The sequence below is a fragment of the Streptomyces sp. NPDC002156 genome, from assembly GCF_053593675.1.
Map to the genome: position 1 here is coordinate 1 of NZ_JBSFDA010000206.1, position 16,938 is coordinate 16,938.

Here is a 16,938-nt window from a genome sequence, read left to right on the forward strand (position 1 = left end):
CACCCCCCCACCCACCCCCGCTCCGGATATACCGCCCGAGGCCGTCCAGGCCGACAGCGGGGGTCTGGGGGCGCAGCCCCCAGGGATGGGACGGGTAGGGGCGGCGGGGGCGAAATCCTCCGACCGCCATCCCCGTCGCGCTCAACCGCCCACCGCCCACTCCACGCACCGCCGCAGCACCGTCAGGAACTCCGGTGTCTGCCAGGGGCCCACGTCCACGCGCCCGGTGTCGTCAACTCCGAGGTCCTGCACGTCGTAGCGCCCCCGGCAGTGCCCGAGGGTGAAGTAGCAGACCTCGCCGAGGCCGTGCCGCCGGAGATACAGCACCGGTCGGGGCGCGCTGTCGAGGGCAGCCGTGTCGCCCTCGGCGAAGCCGCGGCACGGCCCCGTGTACTCGGCGTGCAGCAGCACCTCCAGCTCCCCGTGCAGCTCGCACACGTACAGCTCGTCGGTGACCGTGAACGGTTCGATCCCGGCGACCAGCGGATGCTCGGGCCGGGTCACCCTCACCTCGTACGGCTCGATCGGCGGGTGCGCCAGGAACTGACTGCCGAGCACCTCCGCCACTTCCCCGAGAAGCCGCGGAGTCGTGAACACCCGCGCCCCGTCACTCACCGACGGCTCGATCACCGAGTTGGTGCCGTGCAGGGCGAGCCACCGCCCGCCACGCTCGACGAACCGGGCCAGTGCGGCCCGCTGCGCCGGGCGGGGCCGGACGTCACAGGTGTAGGTGACCAGCAGGTCGGCCCGGTCGAGGGCGGCCACGCAGTCGTAGTCCTGGTACACCGTGGTGCGCACCTGCGGATGCTCACCGAGCAGCTCCAGCAGCCGCAGCCGCGCATGGTCGAAGTCGTGCCAGCGCCCGCCGCAGACGAGTACGGCGTCCAGGCGGCCGGCCGGGCCCGCCACGGCTCAGTACTGGACGCGGGTGAGCAGCCCGCCGTCCACCACGAGGTTGACCCCGACGCAGAAGGAGCCGGTGCGTCCGAGCAGGAACGCCACCGCAGCGGCGACGTCCTCCGCGGTGCCGTAGCGGCCGATCGGCAGCTTGGCGAGCACCTCCTCGTACACCTCGGGGCGGCTGGTGCGGATGGTCTCCCAGGCGCCGCCGGGGAAGTCGATCGGGCCGGGCGAGACGGTGTTGACGCGAATGCCCTTCGGTGCGAGGGAGTGCGCGAGGGCCGAGGCGTGCTGGACGACGGCCGCCTTGAGCGCTGAGTACGAGTTGGCGCCGGCCGGGCGCGCGGTGTCGGAGGCGTTGGTGGTGCCGATGGCCACGACGGCGGCCCGCTCGGATGCCTCCAGGTGAGGGAGAGCCGCCTCGACGAGTCCCGCGAACGGGATCAGGTCGCCGCGCAGGCTGGCTTCCCAGGACTCGGGGCCCTTCACATTGCCCGCCGACACATTGGACACCAGCAGGTCCAGGCCGCCGAGTTCAGCGGCGGCCCGCTCCACGAAGCCTGCGAGGGCGGCCGGGTCGGTGACGTCCACCGGTTCCGCGAACACCGTCGCCCCCTCACCGCGCAGTTCGGCGGCGGCCTTGGCCAGCCCTTCCTCGCCCCGGGCACACAGGGCCAGTGCGCAGCCCTCGGCCGCCAGTGTTCCGGCGATCGCCCGGCCGATGCCCCGGCTCGCGCCGGTCACCAGCGCCTTCGCGCCTGTCAGTCCCAGATCCATCGATGTCACTCCTTTGTGAGTAAGGCCTCTTAGTTGCCGGGGAGTTGTGAGAACGGCGCCCGGTCCACCCGCGGCTCCGGCGGCAGCTTCAGCACCCGTTCGCCGATCAGGTTGCGCTGGATCTGGTCGGTGCCTCCGGCCAGCCGGTAACCGGGGGCGCCGAGCAGATGCTGGGTCCAGGCGAAGGTCCCTGGTTCCCCGGTGTCGGCGCTGATCCGCGCTCCCATCAGCTCGGCGGCGACCTGTCCCGTGCGGGTGAGCAGGTCGGAGGCCATGAGCTTGGTCAACGACGCCTCCGGACCCGGTCGGCCGCCGGCGGCGCTCGTCCTGGCGACGCGGTCGACGGTGGCCGCGCGCAGGGCGGCACGTACGTACAGGTCGGCGAGGCGCTGGCGGACCAGTGGGTCCGAGGTGCGGCCGAGGGAGCGGGCGAGCGCGAGCACGTCCGTGAAGGTGCCGCCCTTGCGGCGATTGCCGCTGCCGGAGGCGGTCCGTTCGAAGGCGAGTGTGGTGGTGGCGACCTCCCAGCCCTGGCCCGGGCGCCCGATCCGGAGCCGGTCCGGGACACGTACGCCACTGAGGAAGACCTCGTTGAAGGAGGCGCCGCCGCTCATCTGCCGGATGGGGCGGACCTCCACTCCGGGAGCGTCCATCGGGACCAGGAAGGCGGTGATGCCGGCCTGTTTGACGACGTCCGGGTCGGTACGGGCGAGCAGCAGGCCGTAGTCGGCGAACTGGGCGCCCGAGGTCCACACCTTCTGACCGTCGATCACCCAGTCGTCGCCGTCCTGGTCCTGGCGGGCGCGGGTGCGTACGGCCGCGAGGTCGGATCCGGCACCGGGTTCGCTGAAGAGCTGGCAGGCGAGCAGGTCCGTGCGCAGGAACGCGCGGGCGTGGTCGCGGAGTTGCTCGTCCGTCCCGAAGAGGGAGACGGCCATCGCGACCAGCCGCACGGTGACGCTGATCAGCTCGGTGGACGGCGGCACCTCGAAGGCCGACTCCTCCTGGGCGAAGACGGCCACGTGGGCGGCGGTCAGACCCGCGCCGCCCTTGTCCGCGGGGAGGGTCAGCGCCTGGTAGCCGGCGTCGAAGCGGGCACGCTGGTAGGTGCGGCAGCGCTCCAGCAGCAGGCGTTCCTCGTCCTCCGGGAGGTTGTGGAACACGGCGAGGTCGGCGGCCTCTCCGGTGGACTCCGGCGCCCGTGCCGGTTCGAGCACGGTGGCCAGCCACTGCCGGACCTGTGTGCGCCATACGTCCGGATCGGGCTGGGACATGGCTCCTCCTCGGTCACTTACCAGACGACAGATTCAGTAACAGGAAGTGGGCGCATGCTCCCATCCCGCTGAAACATGCGGGAATACCTCCGTCTGGGGCCAGAGTGTTCCGTACTTTCTTGATAAACGCTACAGTCTCCGCATCCCCTCTCCCCTCGAATCGGGAGAGGCCCGCGGAGCCGCCGGAGGAGCCATGTCGCTGCTGCCACTCGACCGTCGCGCCCAGGAGACACCCGACGAGCCCGCCCTGGCGGACGACCTGGGCGTGCTGTCCTGGTCCGCCCTCGCCGACCAGGTGGCGCGGGCGGCGGCCAGGCTGCTGGAGTTCGCGCCCGGCCCCGACGACCGGATCGCCGTCCTCGGTGACAACGCGATCCCGACGCTGGTGGCCCATCTGGCGGGCCTGCGCGCCGGAGTGGGGACCGTGGCCGCGTCCCGGAACCTCACCTCGGGCGAGCTCGTCGACCAGATCATCGACGCGGGCGTGACCGGGATCATCGCCGGACCCGTGGGCACGGGTGCCGCCCTCGACGCTGCCCGGGAACTGGGTCTGCCGGTCGTGACACACGGAACCCCGGAGACCGGGCACGCCTTCGACTGGGACCTGTGGCTGGCCTCCGCGCCCGCCGGGCACACCCTCCCGCCGGACCGGCCCGCCCGGCCTCCGCTCGTCTACACCTCGGGCACCACCGGACGGGCGCGCGGCACCGAGGTGCGCTGGGTGAGCGGCCCGGTCGCCGACAGCTCCGCCTACCTCGCCGCGATGTCCGCCCGGCCCGGATTCCCGCCGGGACCGCACCTGGTGTGCGGCCCCCTGCAGCACAACGCCCCGCTGACCTCACTGCGACACCTGGCGGCCGGTCAGCCGGTGGTCGTCCTCGGCCGGTACGACGCCGAGACGTTCCTCAGCCGGGTGCAGCAGTGGCGGGTCTCCTCGACGGTGATGGTGCCCACCCACTTCCAACGGCTGCTCGCCCTCCCGGACGAGGTCCGCGCCCGGTACGACGTCTCCAGCCTGCGGCAGGTCTCCCACACCGGCTCCGCGTGTCCGCCCGACGTGAAGCGAGGCATGATCGACTGGTTCGGGCCGGTGCTGAGCGAGTCGTACGGCGCCAGCGAGGCGGGCACCGTGGCGCGCATCAGCAGCGACGAGTGGCTGGCCCACCCTGGCTCGGTCGGGCGGGTGCGGCCCCCGTTCGAGGTGCTGGTCACGGACGACGACGGCGAGCAACTGCCGTCCGGGGAACGCGGGTTGCTGGCTTTCCGGGCGCCCGACGACCAGGGCGTCCGCTACCACGCGGACCCGGACAAGACCAAGGCCGCCTATCTCTCCCCCGGCGTCTTCACGCTGGGCGACATCGGCTTCGTCGACTCGGACGGCTACATCTTCATCACCGACCGGGCCGCGGACGTCGTCGTCTCCGGCGGCGTGAACCTGTACCCGGCCGAGAGCGAGGCGGTTCTGCGGCAGCACCCGGCGGTCGTCGAACTCGCGGTGATCGGCGTGCCCGACCCGGACTTCGGCGAGGCGCTGCGGGCGCTGGTCGTGGTCGCGGGGGACGAGCCGCCGGCCGACGAGCTGGACCGGTTCTGCCGCGAGCGCCTCGCCGCCTACAAGTGCCCGAAGTCGTACGAGTTCGTTCCCGAGCTCCTGCGCAACGCGATGGGCAAGCTCGACAAACGCGCGATGCGCCGCCCGTACTGGAGTTCGGAACGGACCATCGCCGGCTGAGCCTCCCCTCCCGCCCTCTCCCTTGTGTACGAAGGATCGTCCATGACCGAACTCCTCCTCATCCGGCACGGCCTCCCCATGGGCGGCGTGTTCGACCCGGGCCTGTCGCCGGAAGGCACTGCTCAGGCCGAACGCCTCGCCGCCTGGCTCGGGCACGAGGGCCTCGACGCCCTGTACGTCAGCCCGTTCCGACGAGCCCGGGAGACCGCCGCACCCCTGGAACGCCTCACCGGCATGACCGCCACCGTCCTCGACGACCTGCGCGAGTGGGACACGGACGTGTCCCAGCCCTACACACCACCGGAGCAGATCGGCGCGCACGACCCCCGTGCGGTGGCACTCAGCGAAGGACGCTACGAGGACTTCGTGCCCGACCTGGACTGGGACGCCTTTCGTGCGCGAGCCGTGCGGGCCATGGACACCATCCTCGACGCCCATCCCGGCGGGCGGGTCGCGGCCGTGTGCCACGGCGGCATCACCAACACGTATCTGGCGACGGTGCTCGGCCTGCCCACGATGTTCTGGTTCCACCCCGGCTACACGTCCGTCAGCCGGGTGCGGCGCATGCCCGGCGGGCGGATCGTTCTGCACTCGGTGAACGAGACGGCCCACATGATCGCCGAACGTGCCGTCGAGCCGGTCGCCTGATTTCCGATCCGCACCCACCCAGGAGGTTCCGGTCATGCCCGGATCCGTCATCGTCGCCGGAGCCAGGACGCCCATCGGCAAACTGATGGGCTCCCTGAGCACCCTGTCCGCGGTCGACCTCGGCGCCCACGCCATCGGCGCGGCCCTGGCCGCCGTCCGCCTGGACCCGGCGGCCGTGGAGGCCGTCGTCATGGGGCATGTCGTGCAGGCCGGGGCCGGCCCCAACTCGGCCCGGCAGGCCGCGATCCGTGCCGGTATTCCGTTCTCCGTGCCCGCGAGCACCGTCAACAAGCTCTGCCTGTCCGGTCTGCACGCCATCGCCCTGGCCGACCTCATGATCGCCTCCGGCCGTCACGAGGTGGTCGTCGCCGGAGGCATGGAGTCCATGTCGGGCGCCCCGCACCTGCTGCGCGGATCACGCACCGGCTGGAAGTACGGTTCGGCCGCGGTCGAGGACGCCCTCGACCGCGACGCTCTGGTCTGCGCCTTCGACGGGGTCTCCATGGGCGCGGCCACCGAGCGCTACCAGCAGCCGTTCGCGCTGACCCGGGAGGAACAGGACGAGTACAGCGCGCTGTCCCACCAACGGGCCGCCCACGCACAGGAGTCGGGCGCGCTGTCGGAGGAGATCGCCTCCCTCACCGTGGCCGGGCGCCGGGGCGAGACGGTGGTCGACACCGACGAGGGCGTACGGCCGACGAGCACCGCCGAGAGCCTGGGGCGCCTGAACCCTGCCTTCTCGGGCGCGGGCACCATCACCGCGGGCAACTCGTCGCAGCTCTCCGACGGCGCCGCGGCCGTCGTCGTGATGAGCGCGGAGCGCGCCCGGCGCGAGGGTCTGACCCCGCTCGCCGAGATCGGCGCCTACGGCACGGTCGCGGGCCCCGATCCCTCGCTGCTCGTCCAGCCGGCCGGCGCGGTCCGCGACGCGCTGGCCCGGGACGGCCGACTGAAGGCCACCGACCTGGACCTGTTCGAGATCAACGAGGCGTTCGCGGGAGTGGCCCTGGCTTCCGTACGGGAGCTGGACATCCCCCTGGACAGGGTGAACGTCAACGGCGGAGCGATCGCGCTCGGGCACCCGGTCGGCATGACCGGGGCCCGGCTGGTGCTGACTCTCGCGGCCGAACTGCGGAGGCGCGGAGGCGGCAACGGCGCGGCGGCCCTGTGCGGGGGCGGCGGCCAGGGCGACGCGCTGTTGCTGCACGTACCGACGCAGGCCTGAACCCCGGAGCTGAACCACCATGAACGACAAGTTGCCCCCGGCCCAGACGACCCTCACGGTGGCCGCCCGCACCCTCGCCGCGGACGACGTCGTCTCCCTCACCCTGCGCCGCCCCGACGGCGGCGCGCTCCCCACCTGGACACCGGGCGCCCACATCGACGTACTCATGGAGGGCGTGGATGGCGATCTGGTCCGTCAGTACTCCCTCTGCGGAGACCCAGCCGAGCGCGAGGCCTGGCAGATCGCCGTGCTGCGCGAGCCGCAGGGCCGTGGCGGCTCGGCGTACGTCCACGACCGGCTGTGCGAGGGCGCCACCGTGCGGGTCCGCGGACCGCGGAACAACTTCCCGCTGCGGCCCGCCGCACGGCATCTGTTCATCGCCGGGGGCGTCGGTATCACGCCCATCCTTCCCATGGTCGAGGCCGCCGAGGCCGCGGGGGTGGACTGGCGTCTGCTGTACGGCGGCCGCACCCGGACCTCGATGGCGTTCCTGGACCGCCTCGCCCCGCACGGGGACCGTGTCCTGGTCCGTCCGCAGGACGAGTACGGCCTGCTGGACCTCGCCGCCCACCTCGGTGTGCCCGAGGAGGACACCCTGGTGCACGCCTGCGGTCCCGAACCCCTGCTGCGAGCCGTGCAGGAGCGGTGCGCGAACTGGCCCCAGGGCACGCTGGGCGTGGAGCGGTTCGCCCCGGCCCGGACGTCCGGGTCCACCGCTCCGGCCGAGGCGTTCGAGGTGGAGCTCGCCCGTTCCGGGCTCACCCTCACCGTGCATGCGGACCGCTCGGTGCTCGAAACCGTGGAGAAGGCCGGAATCGAGATCGACTTCTCCTGCAGGGAAGGCACGTGCGGCACCTGCGAGACCGACGTACTCGACGGCCGACCCGACCACCGCGACTCGCTGCTGACGGAGGACGAGCGGGCCGCCGGCGACACCATGCTCATCTGCGTGTCCCGCTCGTGCGGGCCTCGCCTGGTCCTCGACCTGTGAAAACGGAACGGTACGTTCACCCTCTTGTGCGATCATGCATCCGTGAACGCGCCTTCCACCCCGCCTTCGGGCGGATCCTCCGGCGAATGCGTCGCCAAGTCCCCTGGTTTCGCAGCCGAGTTCAAGGGCGCCGTAACGCTGCGGGCCTTCGGGCTCGTGCTCGGCGGCCTGCTCGTCCAGCTCGCCTTCGTCATCTCCTATGTCGGGGCCTTCCACTCACCCACGCCCCACCGGATCCCCGTGGCGGTCGCGGCTCCGCAGCAGGTGTCCGCGAAGATCGTCGCCCAGCTCAACGCCCTCGACGGCGACCCCGTCCACGCCGAGGCGGCACCGAGCACCGCGGCCGCCCGGCAGTGGGTCCTCACCCGGAAGTCGGACGCCGCCTTCCTCTTCGACGCGACCGGCACCAAGGACACCCTTCTGGTCGCCTCGGCGGGCGGCCCGTCGGTGTCGCAGACCGCCACCCAGATCGCCCAGAAGATCGAGGCGGCTCAGAAGCGGCAGATCACCGTCACCGACATCCGCTCCCCCAACTCCGGGGACGGACGCGGCATGACGTCCTTCTACCTCGTGGTGGGCTGGGTGATCGGCGGCTACCTCACCGCGACGATCATGGGCATGGCGGCGGGCTCCCGGCCCGCCAACCGGCACCGCACCCTGATCCGCCTCGCCGTCCTCGTACTGTACGCAGCCGTTTCGGGGATCGCCGGGGCGGTCATCGTGGGACCGGTGTTCGGCGCGCTCGGCGGTCACTTCTGGGCTCTGAGCTGCATCGGCGCCTTGGCCGTCCTGGCCTCGGCGGCCACCGCGCTCGCTCTGCAGACCCTGCTGGGCCTCCTGGGCACCGGCGTGGTCATCCTGCTCTTCGTGGTGCTGGGCAACCCGAGCTCCGGCGGGGTGTATCCGGCACCGCTGCTCCCGCCGTTCTGGAGTGCGATCGGGCAGGCCCTGCCGCCGGGAGCGGGCACCACTCTCGTCCGCAACACCGTGTACTTCTCGGGCCACGCCACCACGCAGGCGCTCTGGGCGCTCGGCGCCTACGCGGTGGGCGGCGCGGTACTCGCCTGGGCGGCGTCCTGGTGGCACGAACGGCGGCATGTCGACGCGACGACCGCCGCGGAAGCCATACCGATCCCGGTGCCTTCCCCCACCGCCTGACCCACGGCCCGTCCGCACGGGAGTCCGCGCCTCGGACTTCGACCCCTGCGTACGGGCGGCACCTCGGCGGTCGAGGGCGCCCTCGACCATGCAGCGGTAGTGGGCGATCTCCCCCGTGGAGAAGCGGCCGGGACGGGTTCGATGCGGGCCGGCCCGATGCTCAACCGGTAGTCCGTGAAGCCCAGTTCGGCGAGCAGGCCGATGTCATGGCCGAACCTTTCAGTTCGTCGCCGGACCCGGCCACACAGCCGAGGCATCGTCCCGGTCGGGGTCGGGCAGCCGCACCGGGCGAACGGGGACCGTGCGGGTGTGTCCGTCCGTCACCGCCGTCCAGGGGACGGGGTGACCCGAGTAGCACAGGGTGGTCAGGACGAAGACGCCGTCGGCATAGACCTCGACGTACTCGCCGATGGTGAGGATCCGCAGGGTTCTGGCGGGCTCGGTCAGGGTCGTCTCGCCCAGGGGTGCGTCGGCGGGGCCGGTGATCCAGAGGTTCTTGCCGTCGCAGCCGACCAGCAGGGCGGGGCCGTCGGCCGCTGTTCGCAGAGTGATCTCGACGCGGCCGGATACGTCGAGGTCGCCGACCGCGTGCAGGGCCGGCTCCTTCGTCTCCTCGCCCAGCCAGCGGTCCAGGCCCGGCCACCACTCCAGGCGGGGCGGTGAATCGGCCGGTACGACAAGGGACTTGGGCTGGGCCAGCATGCCGCGGCAGCGTTCGCCGGAGTCGGTGAGGTCGACTCGGCGGGGCGTGGTGTGCAGGACGACTCGGGAGCCGTCGGGGGCGGCGATGACTCGAGGGGCGTACGAGCCGGTCGGGCCCAGCGGGCCACGACGGGTCCACGGCCCCCTCAGACGCGGCGCGGTCCATGCCTCGAAGCCGCGCGTCGCGCCGATCGAACCGATCAGCAACCAGCTGCCGTCGTCGAGGCGTTCGAGGACCGGGCACTCCAACTCGTCCACGTCACCGGGTGAGATGAGCGGCGGGTGGACCGTCCAGTGCTCCAGGTCGTCCGAAGTCGCCCACCCCACACAGCCGCTGGCCTCCACCGGCTGGGTCGTGTCGGCCGCGCAGACGACCATCACCCAGCCGTCTCCCTCGTCGTCGCGTACGACGAACGGGTCGCGCCAGCCCATGCGTTCGCCCGTGCGGTACCAGCGGGCGTCCGCCTCGACGACGGGTCCGGTGCCGTGGCGGCGCCAGCCGGTGCCGTCGGTGCGGTCGGAGTACGCGAGGCCGACCGACTGGAGCGGCCAGCCGCCTTCCGTCAGTCCGCTCACGCCCGTGTAGAACATCGCCATTCCGTCGCCGTACGGGACGGGGTGCATGGTCCACACCGCCTGCTGGTCGAAGCGGCCGGGCAGGCCGTTGCCGAAGGCGGTGCCCTCGGGCCGCCAGGCGACCAGGTCGGTGGAGGTGGCCCGGCCGTAGGAGGTCTCCATCCGCAGGTGGTCGAACTCGGCCGTCCACGGGCCCTGGAGGTGCAGCACCGCGTAGGTGCCGTCGTCGTCGCGGAGCAGGGCGAAGTCGTTCACGCAGAGGCCGGGCGGGGCGTATCGCATGCACAGTTCCTGTCGGCTCGCAGCGCCCAAACGCGTGCGCTGACCATTGACCTCGAAGGTCTCGCTTGAGAATCGGCCCAAGTAAAACTGAACGCAAACGCTTGCGCAACAACGAGGCCCGGTTTACGGTCTCGTCACCCCCAGATCACACCGATGTGAAACCGACGGGAGAAATGCGCTGTGACCGTCAGCATCACCGATGTCGCCCGCGCCGCCGGAGTCTCGGCGTCCACCGTGTCCCGCGCCCTGCGCGGACAGCCGGGCGTCTCCGACGAGGTGCGCGCCCAGATCACGGCCGTCGCCGCACAACTCGGCTATACGGCGTCCCGCTCGGCGTCCAGTCTGGCGAGCGGGCGCACCTTCACGATCGGCGTCGTGGTCCCGTACGTGGGCCGCTGGTTCTTCGGCACCGTGCTGGACGCCGCCGAGCACGTGTTCAGCGCCGCCGGGTACGACGTACTGCTGTACAACCTGGGCTCGCCCGAGACACGCAAGCGTTTCTTCACCAAGATGCCGGTCCGCAAGCGGGTCGACGCCGTGCTGTCGCTGCTCATCCCCGACGAGGACGAGTCCGCCGCGCTGCGCTCGCTCGGGGTGCCGCTGGCCAGCACGGTCGGCGGCGCCCGGCCCGGCTTCACCGTCGTCGGCATCGACGACCGAGCGGGCACCGAGAGCGCCGTACGACACCTGGTGAACCTCGGTCACCGCCGGATCGGCATGATCTCGGGGTCCAGCGGGCCGCTGCACTGGACCACCCCCATCGAGCGCCGCAACGCCTACCTGGACGTCCTGGCCGACGCCGGGATAGAGCACGACCCGGCCCTGGAGGCGGACGGCGACCACACCGTCGACGGCGGCGAGCGGGCGATGACCGAACTGCTGGCCGTCTCCCGGCCGCCGACGGCCGTGTACGCGCAGTCCGACGAGATGGCGATGGGCGCCCTGCGCGCCCTGCGCCGCCACCGGCTCAAGGCACCGGACGACGTGTCCGTCGTCGGCTTCGACGACCACGAACTCTCCGACGTCGTCGGCCTCACCACCGTCGCCCAGCCGGTCGCCAAGCAGGGCGCGGAGGCCGCCCGGCTGCTGCTGCGCCTGCTCGACGAGCCCGACGCCGAATCCCCGGGGCACGTCCAGATGCCCACCCGCCTCGTCCTGCGCGAGACCACCGCCCCGCCCCGGCCTCGTGGACCTCAGTGACAACCGGCCCTTCTTCGAGCCACACCCCCACGCTCCGGAAGCACCCCCGCACCACGAACCCTCGCCACAGCACGGAGGCACACACCATGAGCTCGACCAGCAGAAAGTACCGCCGCACCGCCTGTACGGGCCTGGCGCTCGCCCTGCCCCTCGTGGCGCTGGCCGCCTGCGGCGGAGGCGGCACCACCGACACCTCCGCCGATGCCGGCAGCGGCAAGGGCACCATCAGCGTCTGGGCCCACCAGGGTCAGAAGAGCGAGGACGCCGCCGTGCAGGCCGCGGCGAAGTCCTTCAACTCCTCGCAGAGCGCCATCAAGGTCGAGCTGAAACTGATTCCCGGCAACGACTACACCAAGACCGTCACCGCCACCGACGCCTCCGAGCTGCCGGACGTGCTGGAGTTCGACGGCCCGACCATGGCGAACTTCGTCTACAACAAGAAGCTCGCGCCCATCGACGACTACGTCTCCGCCAAGACCCTGGCCAACGCCACCGACGCGAACAAGTCCCAGGGGGACATCGGCGGCAAGCACTACGGCCTGGGCATGTACGACTCGGGGCTCGGGATCTACGGCAACAAGAAGCTGCTGGACGCGGCCGGGGTGAAGTACCCGACGAGCGTGGACGACGCCTGGACCGCGGACGAGTTCACAGCCGCGCTCAAGGCGCTGAAGGCCAAGGACTCCGACGGCAAGACCCTCGACGTCCAGGAGAACAACGGCTTCGCCACCGAGTGGGGCACCTACGGCTTCGCCCCGATCGTCTGGTCGGCCGGCGGCTCACTGCTCAAGGACGGCAAGGCGGAAGGCGTCCTCGACTCGCCGAAGGTCGTGTCGGCACTGAAGACCTTCCAGTCCTGGAAGACGTACGTCGACCCCAACACCGACGGCAACGCCTTCGCCAAGGGCCGGGTCGCCCTGAGCTGGGTCGGCCACTGGATGTACCCCACCTACAGCGAGGCCCTCGGCGACGACCTCGTCGTGCTGCCGCTGCCCGACTTCGGCAACGGCCCCAAGACCGGCCAGGGCTCGTGGGCCTGGGGCATCGGCGCCGACAGCAAGAACGCCAAGGCCGCCGGCACCTTCATGGACTACCTGCTCAACGACACCAACGTCGCCGCGATGACGAAGGCCAACGGCGCCCCGCCCGCCACCAGGACGGCACTCGCCGCGAGTGAGCTCTACAAGCAGGGCGGCCCGCTCCAGCTCTTCGCCGACCAGCTCGCCAAGCCCTGCGGCGACAGCGACATCATCAAGTCCTGCGTCGCCGTCACCCGCCCGGTGACCGCCGGGTACCCCACCGTCACCGCCAAGTTCGGCGAGGCCCTCAACTCGGTCTACGGCGGCACCGACCCGAAGAGCGCCCTGGAGAAGGCCGCCCGCGCCATCGACCAGGACTTCTCCGACAACGCCGGCTACCAGATCCCGTAGGACCATCGGCCGGGGGCGGGCCCGCTTGTGCCATGCCCGCCCCCGCCGGGAACAGGAACCGTCCGTGACATCCGTCGACCCGGCGCCCGCCGCGCCCCCCGCCCGGGAGAAGGCCCCACCCGTGACCGCCGCCCACCCCGTGCGCCCGGTGCGTCCGGCGCGCCCCGTACGCCCTGTGCGCAAGAACCGCGACTGGTTGCACGGACTGCTCATGTCCACGCCCGCCGTCGCCGGACTCATCGCCTTCGTCGGCGTCCCGTTCTGCTACGCCGTCGTCCTCTCCTTCTACAACGTCCGCCTGGGCTCCCCGCTGCCGCCCACCTTCTTCGGCCTGGAGCAGTACCGGCGGCTGTTCACCGACCCCGACATGTCCGGCCCCTTCCTGCGGGCCCTGCTCAACAACCTGACCTTCGCCGTGGTCGTCGTACCCGTCCAGACGGGCCTGGCGCTCGGGCTGGCGATCCTCCTCAACCGCAAGCTCAAGGCGATCGGTCTGTTCCGGTCCCTCTTCTTCATGCCGGTCGTCTTCCCCATGGCGCTGGTCGCCGTGATCTGGCGCCTCATCCTCGCCCGCAGCGACCAGGGCATGCTCAACTCCGCGCTGGACGCGGTGAGTTTCGGCAACTGGGGCGCCTTCGACTGGCTCGGCGACTCCGCCACCGCGATGGCCTCGATCATCGTGCTGTCCATCTGGCAGGGCGTCGGCTTCCAGATGGTCATCCTGCTCGCCGGTCTCCAGCAGATCCCGGGCGAGCTCTACGAGGCCGCCGAACTCGACCGCGCGAGCCGCTGGCAGCAGTTCCGCCATGTCACCCTGCCCGGCATCCGCGGCACCCTCGTCTTCGTCGTGATGCTCACCTCGGTGCTGTCGTTCCGGGTCTTCGACCAGGTGTACGTCCTCGTCAAGGGCGGCGGCCTCAACGAGGACGCCACCCGGACCGTGATGTACCAGGCCGTCACCACCGCCTTCGACCAGAACAACGTCGGCCAGGCAGCCGCGATCACCGTCGTCTTCTTCCTGATCGTCGTCGCCCTGACCATCGTCCAGCGCCGCGTCGTCCGGCCCGACAACGAGGACTGACCATGAGCACCCACACGGGCCTCACCCGCACGCCCCTGCGCCGCCTCCTCGACTACGCCGTCCTGTCGGTCCTGGCGTTCGTCTTCGTACTGCCCGTCCTGTATCTGTTCATGGGCAGCCTCAAGCCCTCCGACGAAGTCCTGGGCGGGCTGTCCGGCTTCCTCCCCACCCACCTGTCCTTCGACAACTACACAGCGGTCCTCGACAGCCTCAACTCCGACAGCACCGGCTACTTCTGGCGCTTCATGGGTGTCTCGTTGCTGCTGGCGTTCGTGGTGGTGACGGGCGGTCTGTTCGTCAACTCGATGGCGGCGTACGGCCTTTCGCGGCTGAAGTGGCGTGGCCGCAACGCCGTCTTCACCCTCGTCCTGCTGCTGATGCTGGTCCCGTTCGAGTCGGTCGCGGTCCCGCTCTTCTACATGTACAACGACCAGCGCAACACCCTCTTCATCCAGGCGATCCCCTTCCTCGCCAACGCCTTCTCCGTCTACCAGTTCCACACCTTCTTCCGCTCGATCCCGCCGAGCATCGAGGAAGCCGCCCGCCTCGACGGCGCGGGCCCCTGGCGCACCTTCTTCGCGATCATCGTCCCGATGTCGAAGCCGGCCTTCGCCTCCGTGGCGATCCTGACCTTCCTCACCCAGTGGGGCTCCTTCCTCTGGCCGGTGCTGATGGTCTCCGACCCCTCGGTCCGCCCGCTCCCCCTCGAAATGAGCGTCTTCCAGGGCCAACAGCCCCCGGACTGGGGGCAGATCCTCGCCTTCGGCGTCCTCCTCGTCCTGCCCGTCCTGATCGTCTTCGCCTTCTTCCAGCGCTGGTTCGTACAGGGCGTCGCCAGCTCCGCCGTCAAGGGCTGAGCAAGGGCAGAAGTGACGGCCGGCTCCTCGCCACGTGGCGACTGCGGCCCCAAGAGCTTGCTCTCGACCGACAGGTTTCCTTAGCGTTGACGCGTGACCACCTCACCCGCCCGAGCGGGGAACCTGCCGGCGGCCTACACGACGTTCGTCGGTCGGCGGCGGGACATCGCGGAGATCCGCCGCCGCCTCGCCGACGTCCGCCTGCTGACGCTGACCGGTGTCGGCGGGGTGGGCAAGACGCGGCTGGCGCTGGAGGTCGCGACCACGGCGCGCAAGGGCTTCGCCGACGGGGTGTGGCTGGTGGATCTGGCCCCGGTGCAGGACCCGGCGACCGTGGCCGAGGTGACCGCCACCGCTCTCGGCATGCCCGATCTGTCGGCCAGGCCCGCCGTCGAACAGCTCGCGGCGTATCTGGCCGAGCGCCAGTGCCTGATCGTGCTGGACAACTGCGAGCACCTGGTCGACGCCTGCGCGGCACTGGCGGACGCGCTGTTGTCGGCCGCCCCCGGCCTGCGTGTCCTGGCGACCAGCAGGCAGACCCTGGGCCTCGCCGGGGAGCACGTCTTCACCGTCGCCCCGTTGTCGGTACCCGACGAGGCCGTCGAACTGCTGCGCGATCGGGCCGCAGCCCACCGTCCGGAGTTCGACGTCACGGACAGCAACCGGGCCGCCGTGACGCGCCTGTGCACCCGCCTCGACGGTCTGCCGCTGGCGATCGAGCTGGCCGCCGCCCGGCTGCGTACGCTCACCGTCGACCAGGTGACGGACCGCCTGGAGGACCGCTTCGCCCTCCTCACCGGCGGCAGCCGCGCCGCCCGCCCCCGGCAACGCACCCTGCGCGCACTCGTCGACTGGAGCTACGAGCTGTGCACCCCCGCCGAGCGGCTGCTGTGGAACCGGCTGTCGGTGTTCGCCGGCGGCTTCGGCCTGGACGCGGCCGAGGGTGTCTGCGCGGATGCCAGGGTGGAGGGGATCTCCCGCGCAGACGTCCTCGACCTCCTCGATCGTCTGGTCGCCCAGTCCGTCGTCCTCATCACCGAACGCGAGGGCCAGCCGCGCTACTGGCTGCTGGAGACGATCCGCCAGTACGGCGCGGAGAAGCTCGCCGAGTCCGGTGAGGGGGACCGCGTCCGCGTGCTGCACCGCGACTTCCACCGCGGCCTCGCCGAGCGGATCGCGGACGGCTGGTACGGCCCCGGCCAGGAGGAAGGCTTGGCCCGGTTGCGCGCCGAGCACGGGAACCTGCGCATCGCGCTGGAGCACAGCGACCCCCGGTCCGCGCTGGCGCTGGTCGCCGCGCTGCGCTTCCACTGGTGCGCCGACGGCTTCCTCGGCGAGGGCCGACGGTGGCTGGAGCGGGCCTTGGCAGCGGCCCCGGAGCCCACTCCCGCCCGGGCCAAGGCCCTGTGGGTGGCCGCCTGGGCCGCGCTGCTCCAGGGCGACCATCCGGCGGCGGACCGGGCACTGGCGGAGGCCGAGGAGCTGGGCCGACGGCTCGACGACCCCGTGGTGTCCGCGTACGTCCAGGGCTTCCGGGGAACGTCGGCACTGTTCCGGGGGCACCTGGAGGAGGCCGCGTCCTGGTACGAGCGGGCGGTGGCCGCCCACAACGCGGTGGGCGACGGTCCTGGCGCCCTGATCTCCCTCTTCCAGCTCGCCGTGGCCCAGGCCCACACCGCCGACCCGCGCGCCGAGCGGACCGGTCGCCTGGCCGTGACCACCGCCGAGGAACACGGCGAACGGTGGAGCAGGTCGTACGCGCTGTGGGCCCTGGGCCACGACGCCTGGGTGCACGGCGACGCGGACTCCGGTACGGCGCTCACCCGGGCCGGGCTCGACATCCAGCAGGGCTTCAACGACTACGTCGGCACCGCGCTGATGATGGAGCTGCTGGCCTGGATCACCGCGTCCCAGGGCGATCACGCGCGGGCCGCGCGGCTGCTGGGCTCCGTCCGGTCCCTGTGGCAGCACATCGGCACCACGATCGCGGCCTTCGGCCCTCATCTCGCCGAGCGGCACGACCGGTGCGAGCGGTCGGTCGTACGGGCGCTGGGCACGGCGGCGTACGAGGCGGCGCTCGCCGAGGGCGGCGCGCACGAGCGGCC

General features: G+C 71.6%; 14 protein-coding genes and 1 pseudogene. 10 read left to right on the top strand and 5 right to left on the bottom strand.

The features are described 5' to 3' along the window. Positions 1–141: 141 nt before the first annotated feature. Genes ACWCRB_RS43800 through ACWCRB_RS43810 form a run of 3 tightly spaced genes read right to left on the bottom strand, consistent with a single transcriptional unit; the run spans position 142 to position 2,951 of the window. Positions 142–909, bottom strand: a complete 768-nt coding sequence (locus ACWCRB_RS43800; protein WP_451001405.1) for a ThuA domain-containing protein — start codon at positions 907–909, stop codon at positions 142–144. A gap of 3 nt (positions 910–912) precedes the next feature. After that, a complete protein-coding gene (locus ACWCRB_RS43805) occupies positions 913–1,677 on the bottom strand; it encodes an SDR family NAD(P)-dependent oxidoreductase (RefSeq protein WP_451001406.1) in 765 nt (254 codons plus the stop codon). A 29-nt stretch (positions 1,678–1,706) separates the two neighbouring features. Further along, the gene (locus ACWCRB_RS43810) at positions 1,707–2,951 is read right to left on the bottom strand and encodes an acyl-CoA dehydrogenase family protein (RefSeq protein WP_451001407.1); all 1,245 of its coding nucleotides are present in this window, start codon (positions 2,949–2,951) and stop codon (positions 1,707–1,709) included. 193 nt (positions 2,952–3,144) lie between these two features. Here ACWCRB_RS43810 and ACWCRB_RS43815 point away from each other — a divergent pair, with 193 nt between their 5' ends. The 5 genes from ACWCRB_RS43815 to ACWCRB_RS43835 are packed head-to-tail and all read left to right on the top strand — an operon-like array spanning position 3,145 to position 8,705. After that, a complete protein-coding gene (locus ACWCRB_RS43815) occupies positions 3,145–4,683 on the top strand; it encodes an AMP-binding protein (RefSeq protein WP_451001408.1) in 1,539 nt (512 codons plus the stop codon). A 42-nt stretch (positions 4,684–4,725) separates the two neighbouring features. Continuing rightward, a complete protein-coding gene (locus ACWCRB_RS43820; RefSeq protein ID WP_451001409.1) occupies positions 4,726–5,331 on the top strand; it encodes a histidine phosphatase family protein in 606 nt (201 codons plus the stop codon). 34 nt (positions 5,332–5,365) lie between these two features. Beyond that, the gene (locus ACWCRB_RS43825; RefSeq protein WP_451001410.1) at positions 5,366–6,556 is read left to right on the top strand and encodes an acetyl-CoA C-acyltransferase; all 1,191 of its coding nucleotides are present in this window, start codon (positions 5,366–5,368) and stop codon (positions 6,554–6,556) included. A 19-nt stretch (positions 6,557–6,575) separates the two neighbouring features. Continuing rightward, positions 6,576–7,547: a PDR/VanB family oxidoreductase gene (locus ACWCRB_RS43830; protein ID WP_451001411.1), complete on the top strand. Its 972-nt coding sequence runs from the start codon at positions 6,576–6,578 to the stop codon at positions 7,545–7,547. 42 nt (positions 7,548–7,589) lie between these two features. After that, positions 7,590–8,705 (top strand): ABC transporter permease, encoded by a 1,116-nt coding sequence (locus ACWCRB_RS43835; RefSeq protein WP_451001412.1) that lies wholly within the window; start codon positions 7,590–7,592, stop codon positions 8,703–8,705. A gap of 66 nt (positions 8,706–8,771) precedes the next feature. On the opposite strand, the pseudogene ACWCRB_RS43840 reads toward ACWCRB_RS43835, so the two are convergent. Continuing rightward, positions 8,772–8,911: pseudogene (locus tag ACWCRB_RS43840) on the bottom strand (glycoside hydrolase family 1 protein); the annotation flags it as partial. Positions 8,912–8,924: 13 nt separating this feature from the next. Beyond that, entirely contained in the window at positions 8,925–10,265 is a 1,341-nt protein-coding gene (locus ACWCRB_RS43845) for a mucin-1 (protein WP_451001413.1), read from the bottom strand. Positions 10,266–10,445: 180 nt separating this feature from the next. Between ACWCRB_RS43845 and ACWCRB_RS43850 the strand changes: the two genes are divergently transcribed. From ACWCRB_RS43850 to ACWCRB_RS43870, 5 genes are all read left to right on the top strand, one after another. Then, on the top strand, positions 10,446–11,465 hold the full coding sequence (locus tag ACWCRB_RS43850; RefSeq protein WP_451001414.1) for a LacI family DNA-binding transcriptional regulator: 1,020 nt from the start codon (positions 10,446–10,448) through the stop codon (positions 11,463–11,465). Positions 11,466–11,551: 86 nt separating this feature from the next. Next, entirely contained in the window at positions 11,552–12,895 is a 1,344-nt protein-coding gene (locus ACWCRB_RS43855; RefSeq protein WP_451001415.1) for an ABC transporter substrate-binding protein, read from the top strand. Positions 12,896–12,959: 64 nt separating this feature from the next. Further along, a complete protein-coding gene (locus tag ACWCRB_RS43860) occupies positions 12,960–13,976 on the top strand; it encodes a carbohydrate ABC transporter permease (RefSeq protein ID WP_451001416.1) in 1,017 nt (338 codons plus the stop codon). A gap of 2 nt (positions 13,977–13,978) precedes the next feature. Then, a complete protein-coding gene (locus ACWCRB_RS43865; protein WP_451001417.1) occupies positions 13,979–14,833 on the top strand; it encodes a carbohydrate ABC transporter permease in 855 nt (284 codons plus the stop codon). Between the two features lie 93 nt (positions 14,834–14,926). Beyond that, the coding region (locus tag ACWCRB_RS43870; RefSeq protein ID WP_451001418.1) for an ATP-binding protein at positions 14,927–16,938 on the top strand (2,012 nt) is incomplete at its 3' end.

Bases quoted from the DNA above. Each gene is read 5' to 3' on its own strand.
- ACWCRB_RS43805 (WP_451001406.1), bottom strand. From the start codon at position 1,677: ATGGATCTGGGACTGACAGGCGCGAAGGCGCTGGTGACCGGCGCGAGC.
- ACWCRB_RS43810 (WP_451001407.1), bottom strand. From the start codon at position 2,951: ATGTCCCAGCCCGATCCGGACGTATGGCGCACACAGGTCCGGCAGTGG.
- ACWCRB_RS43815 (WP_451001408.1), top strand. From the start codon at position 3,145: ATGTCGCTGCTGCCACTCGACCGTCGCGCCCAGGAGACACCCGACGAG.
- ACWCRB_RS43820 (WP_451001409.1), top strand. From the start codon at position 4,726: ATGACCGAACTCCTCCTCATCCGGCACGGCCTCCCCATGGGCGGCGTG.
- ACWCRB_RS43825 (WP_451001410.1), top strand. From the start codon at position 5,366: ATGCCCGGATCCGTCATCGTCGCCGGAGCCAGGACGCCCATCGGCAAA.
- ACWCRB_RS43830 (WP_451001411.1), top strand. From the start codon at position 6,576: ATGAACGACAAGTTGCCCCCGGCCCAGACGACCCTCACGGTGGCCGCC.
- ACWCRB_RS43845 (WP_451001413.1), bottom strand. From the start codon at position 10,265: ATGCGATACGCCCCGCCCGGCCTCTGCGTGAACGACTTCGCCCTGCTC.
- ACWCRB_RS43855 (WP_451001415.1), top strand. From the start codon at position 11,552: ATGAGCTCGACCAGCAGAAAGTACCGCCGCACCGCCTGTACGGGCCTG.
- ACWCRB_RS43865 (WP_451001417.1), top strand. From the start codon at position 13,979: ATGAGCACCCACACGGGCCTCACCCGCACGCCCCTGCGCCGCCTCCTC.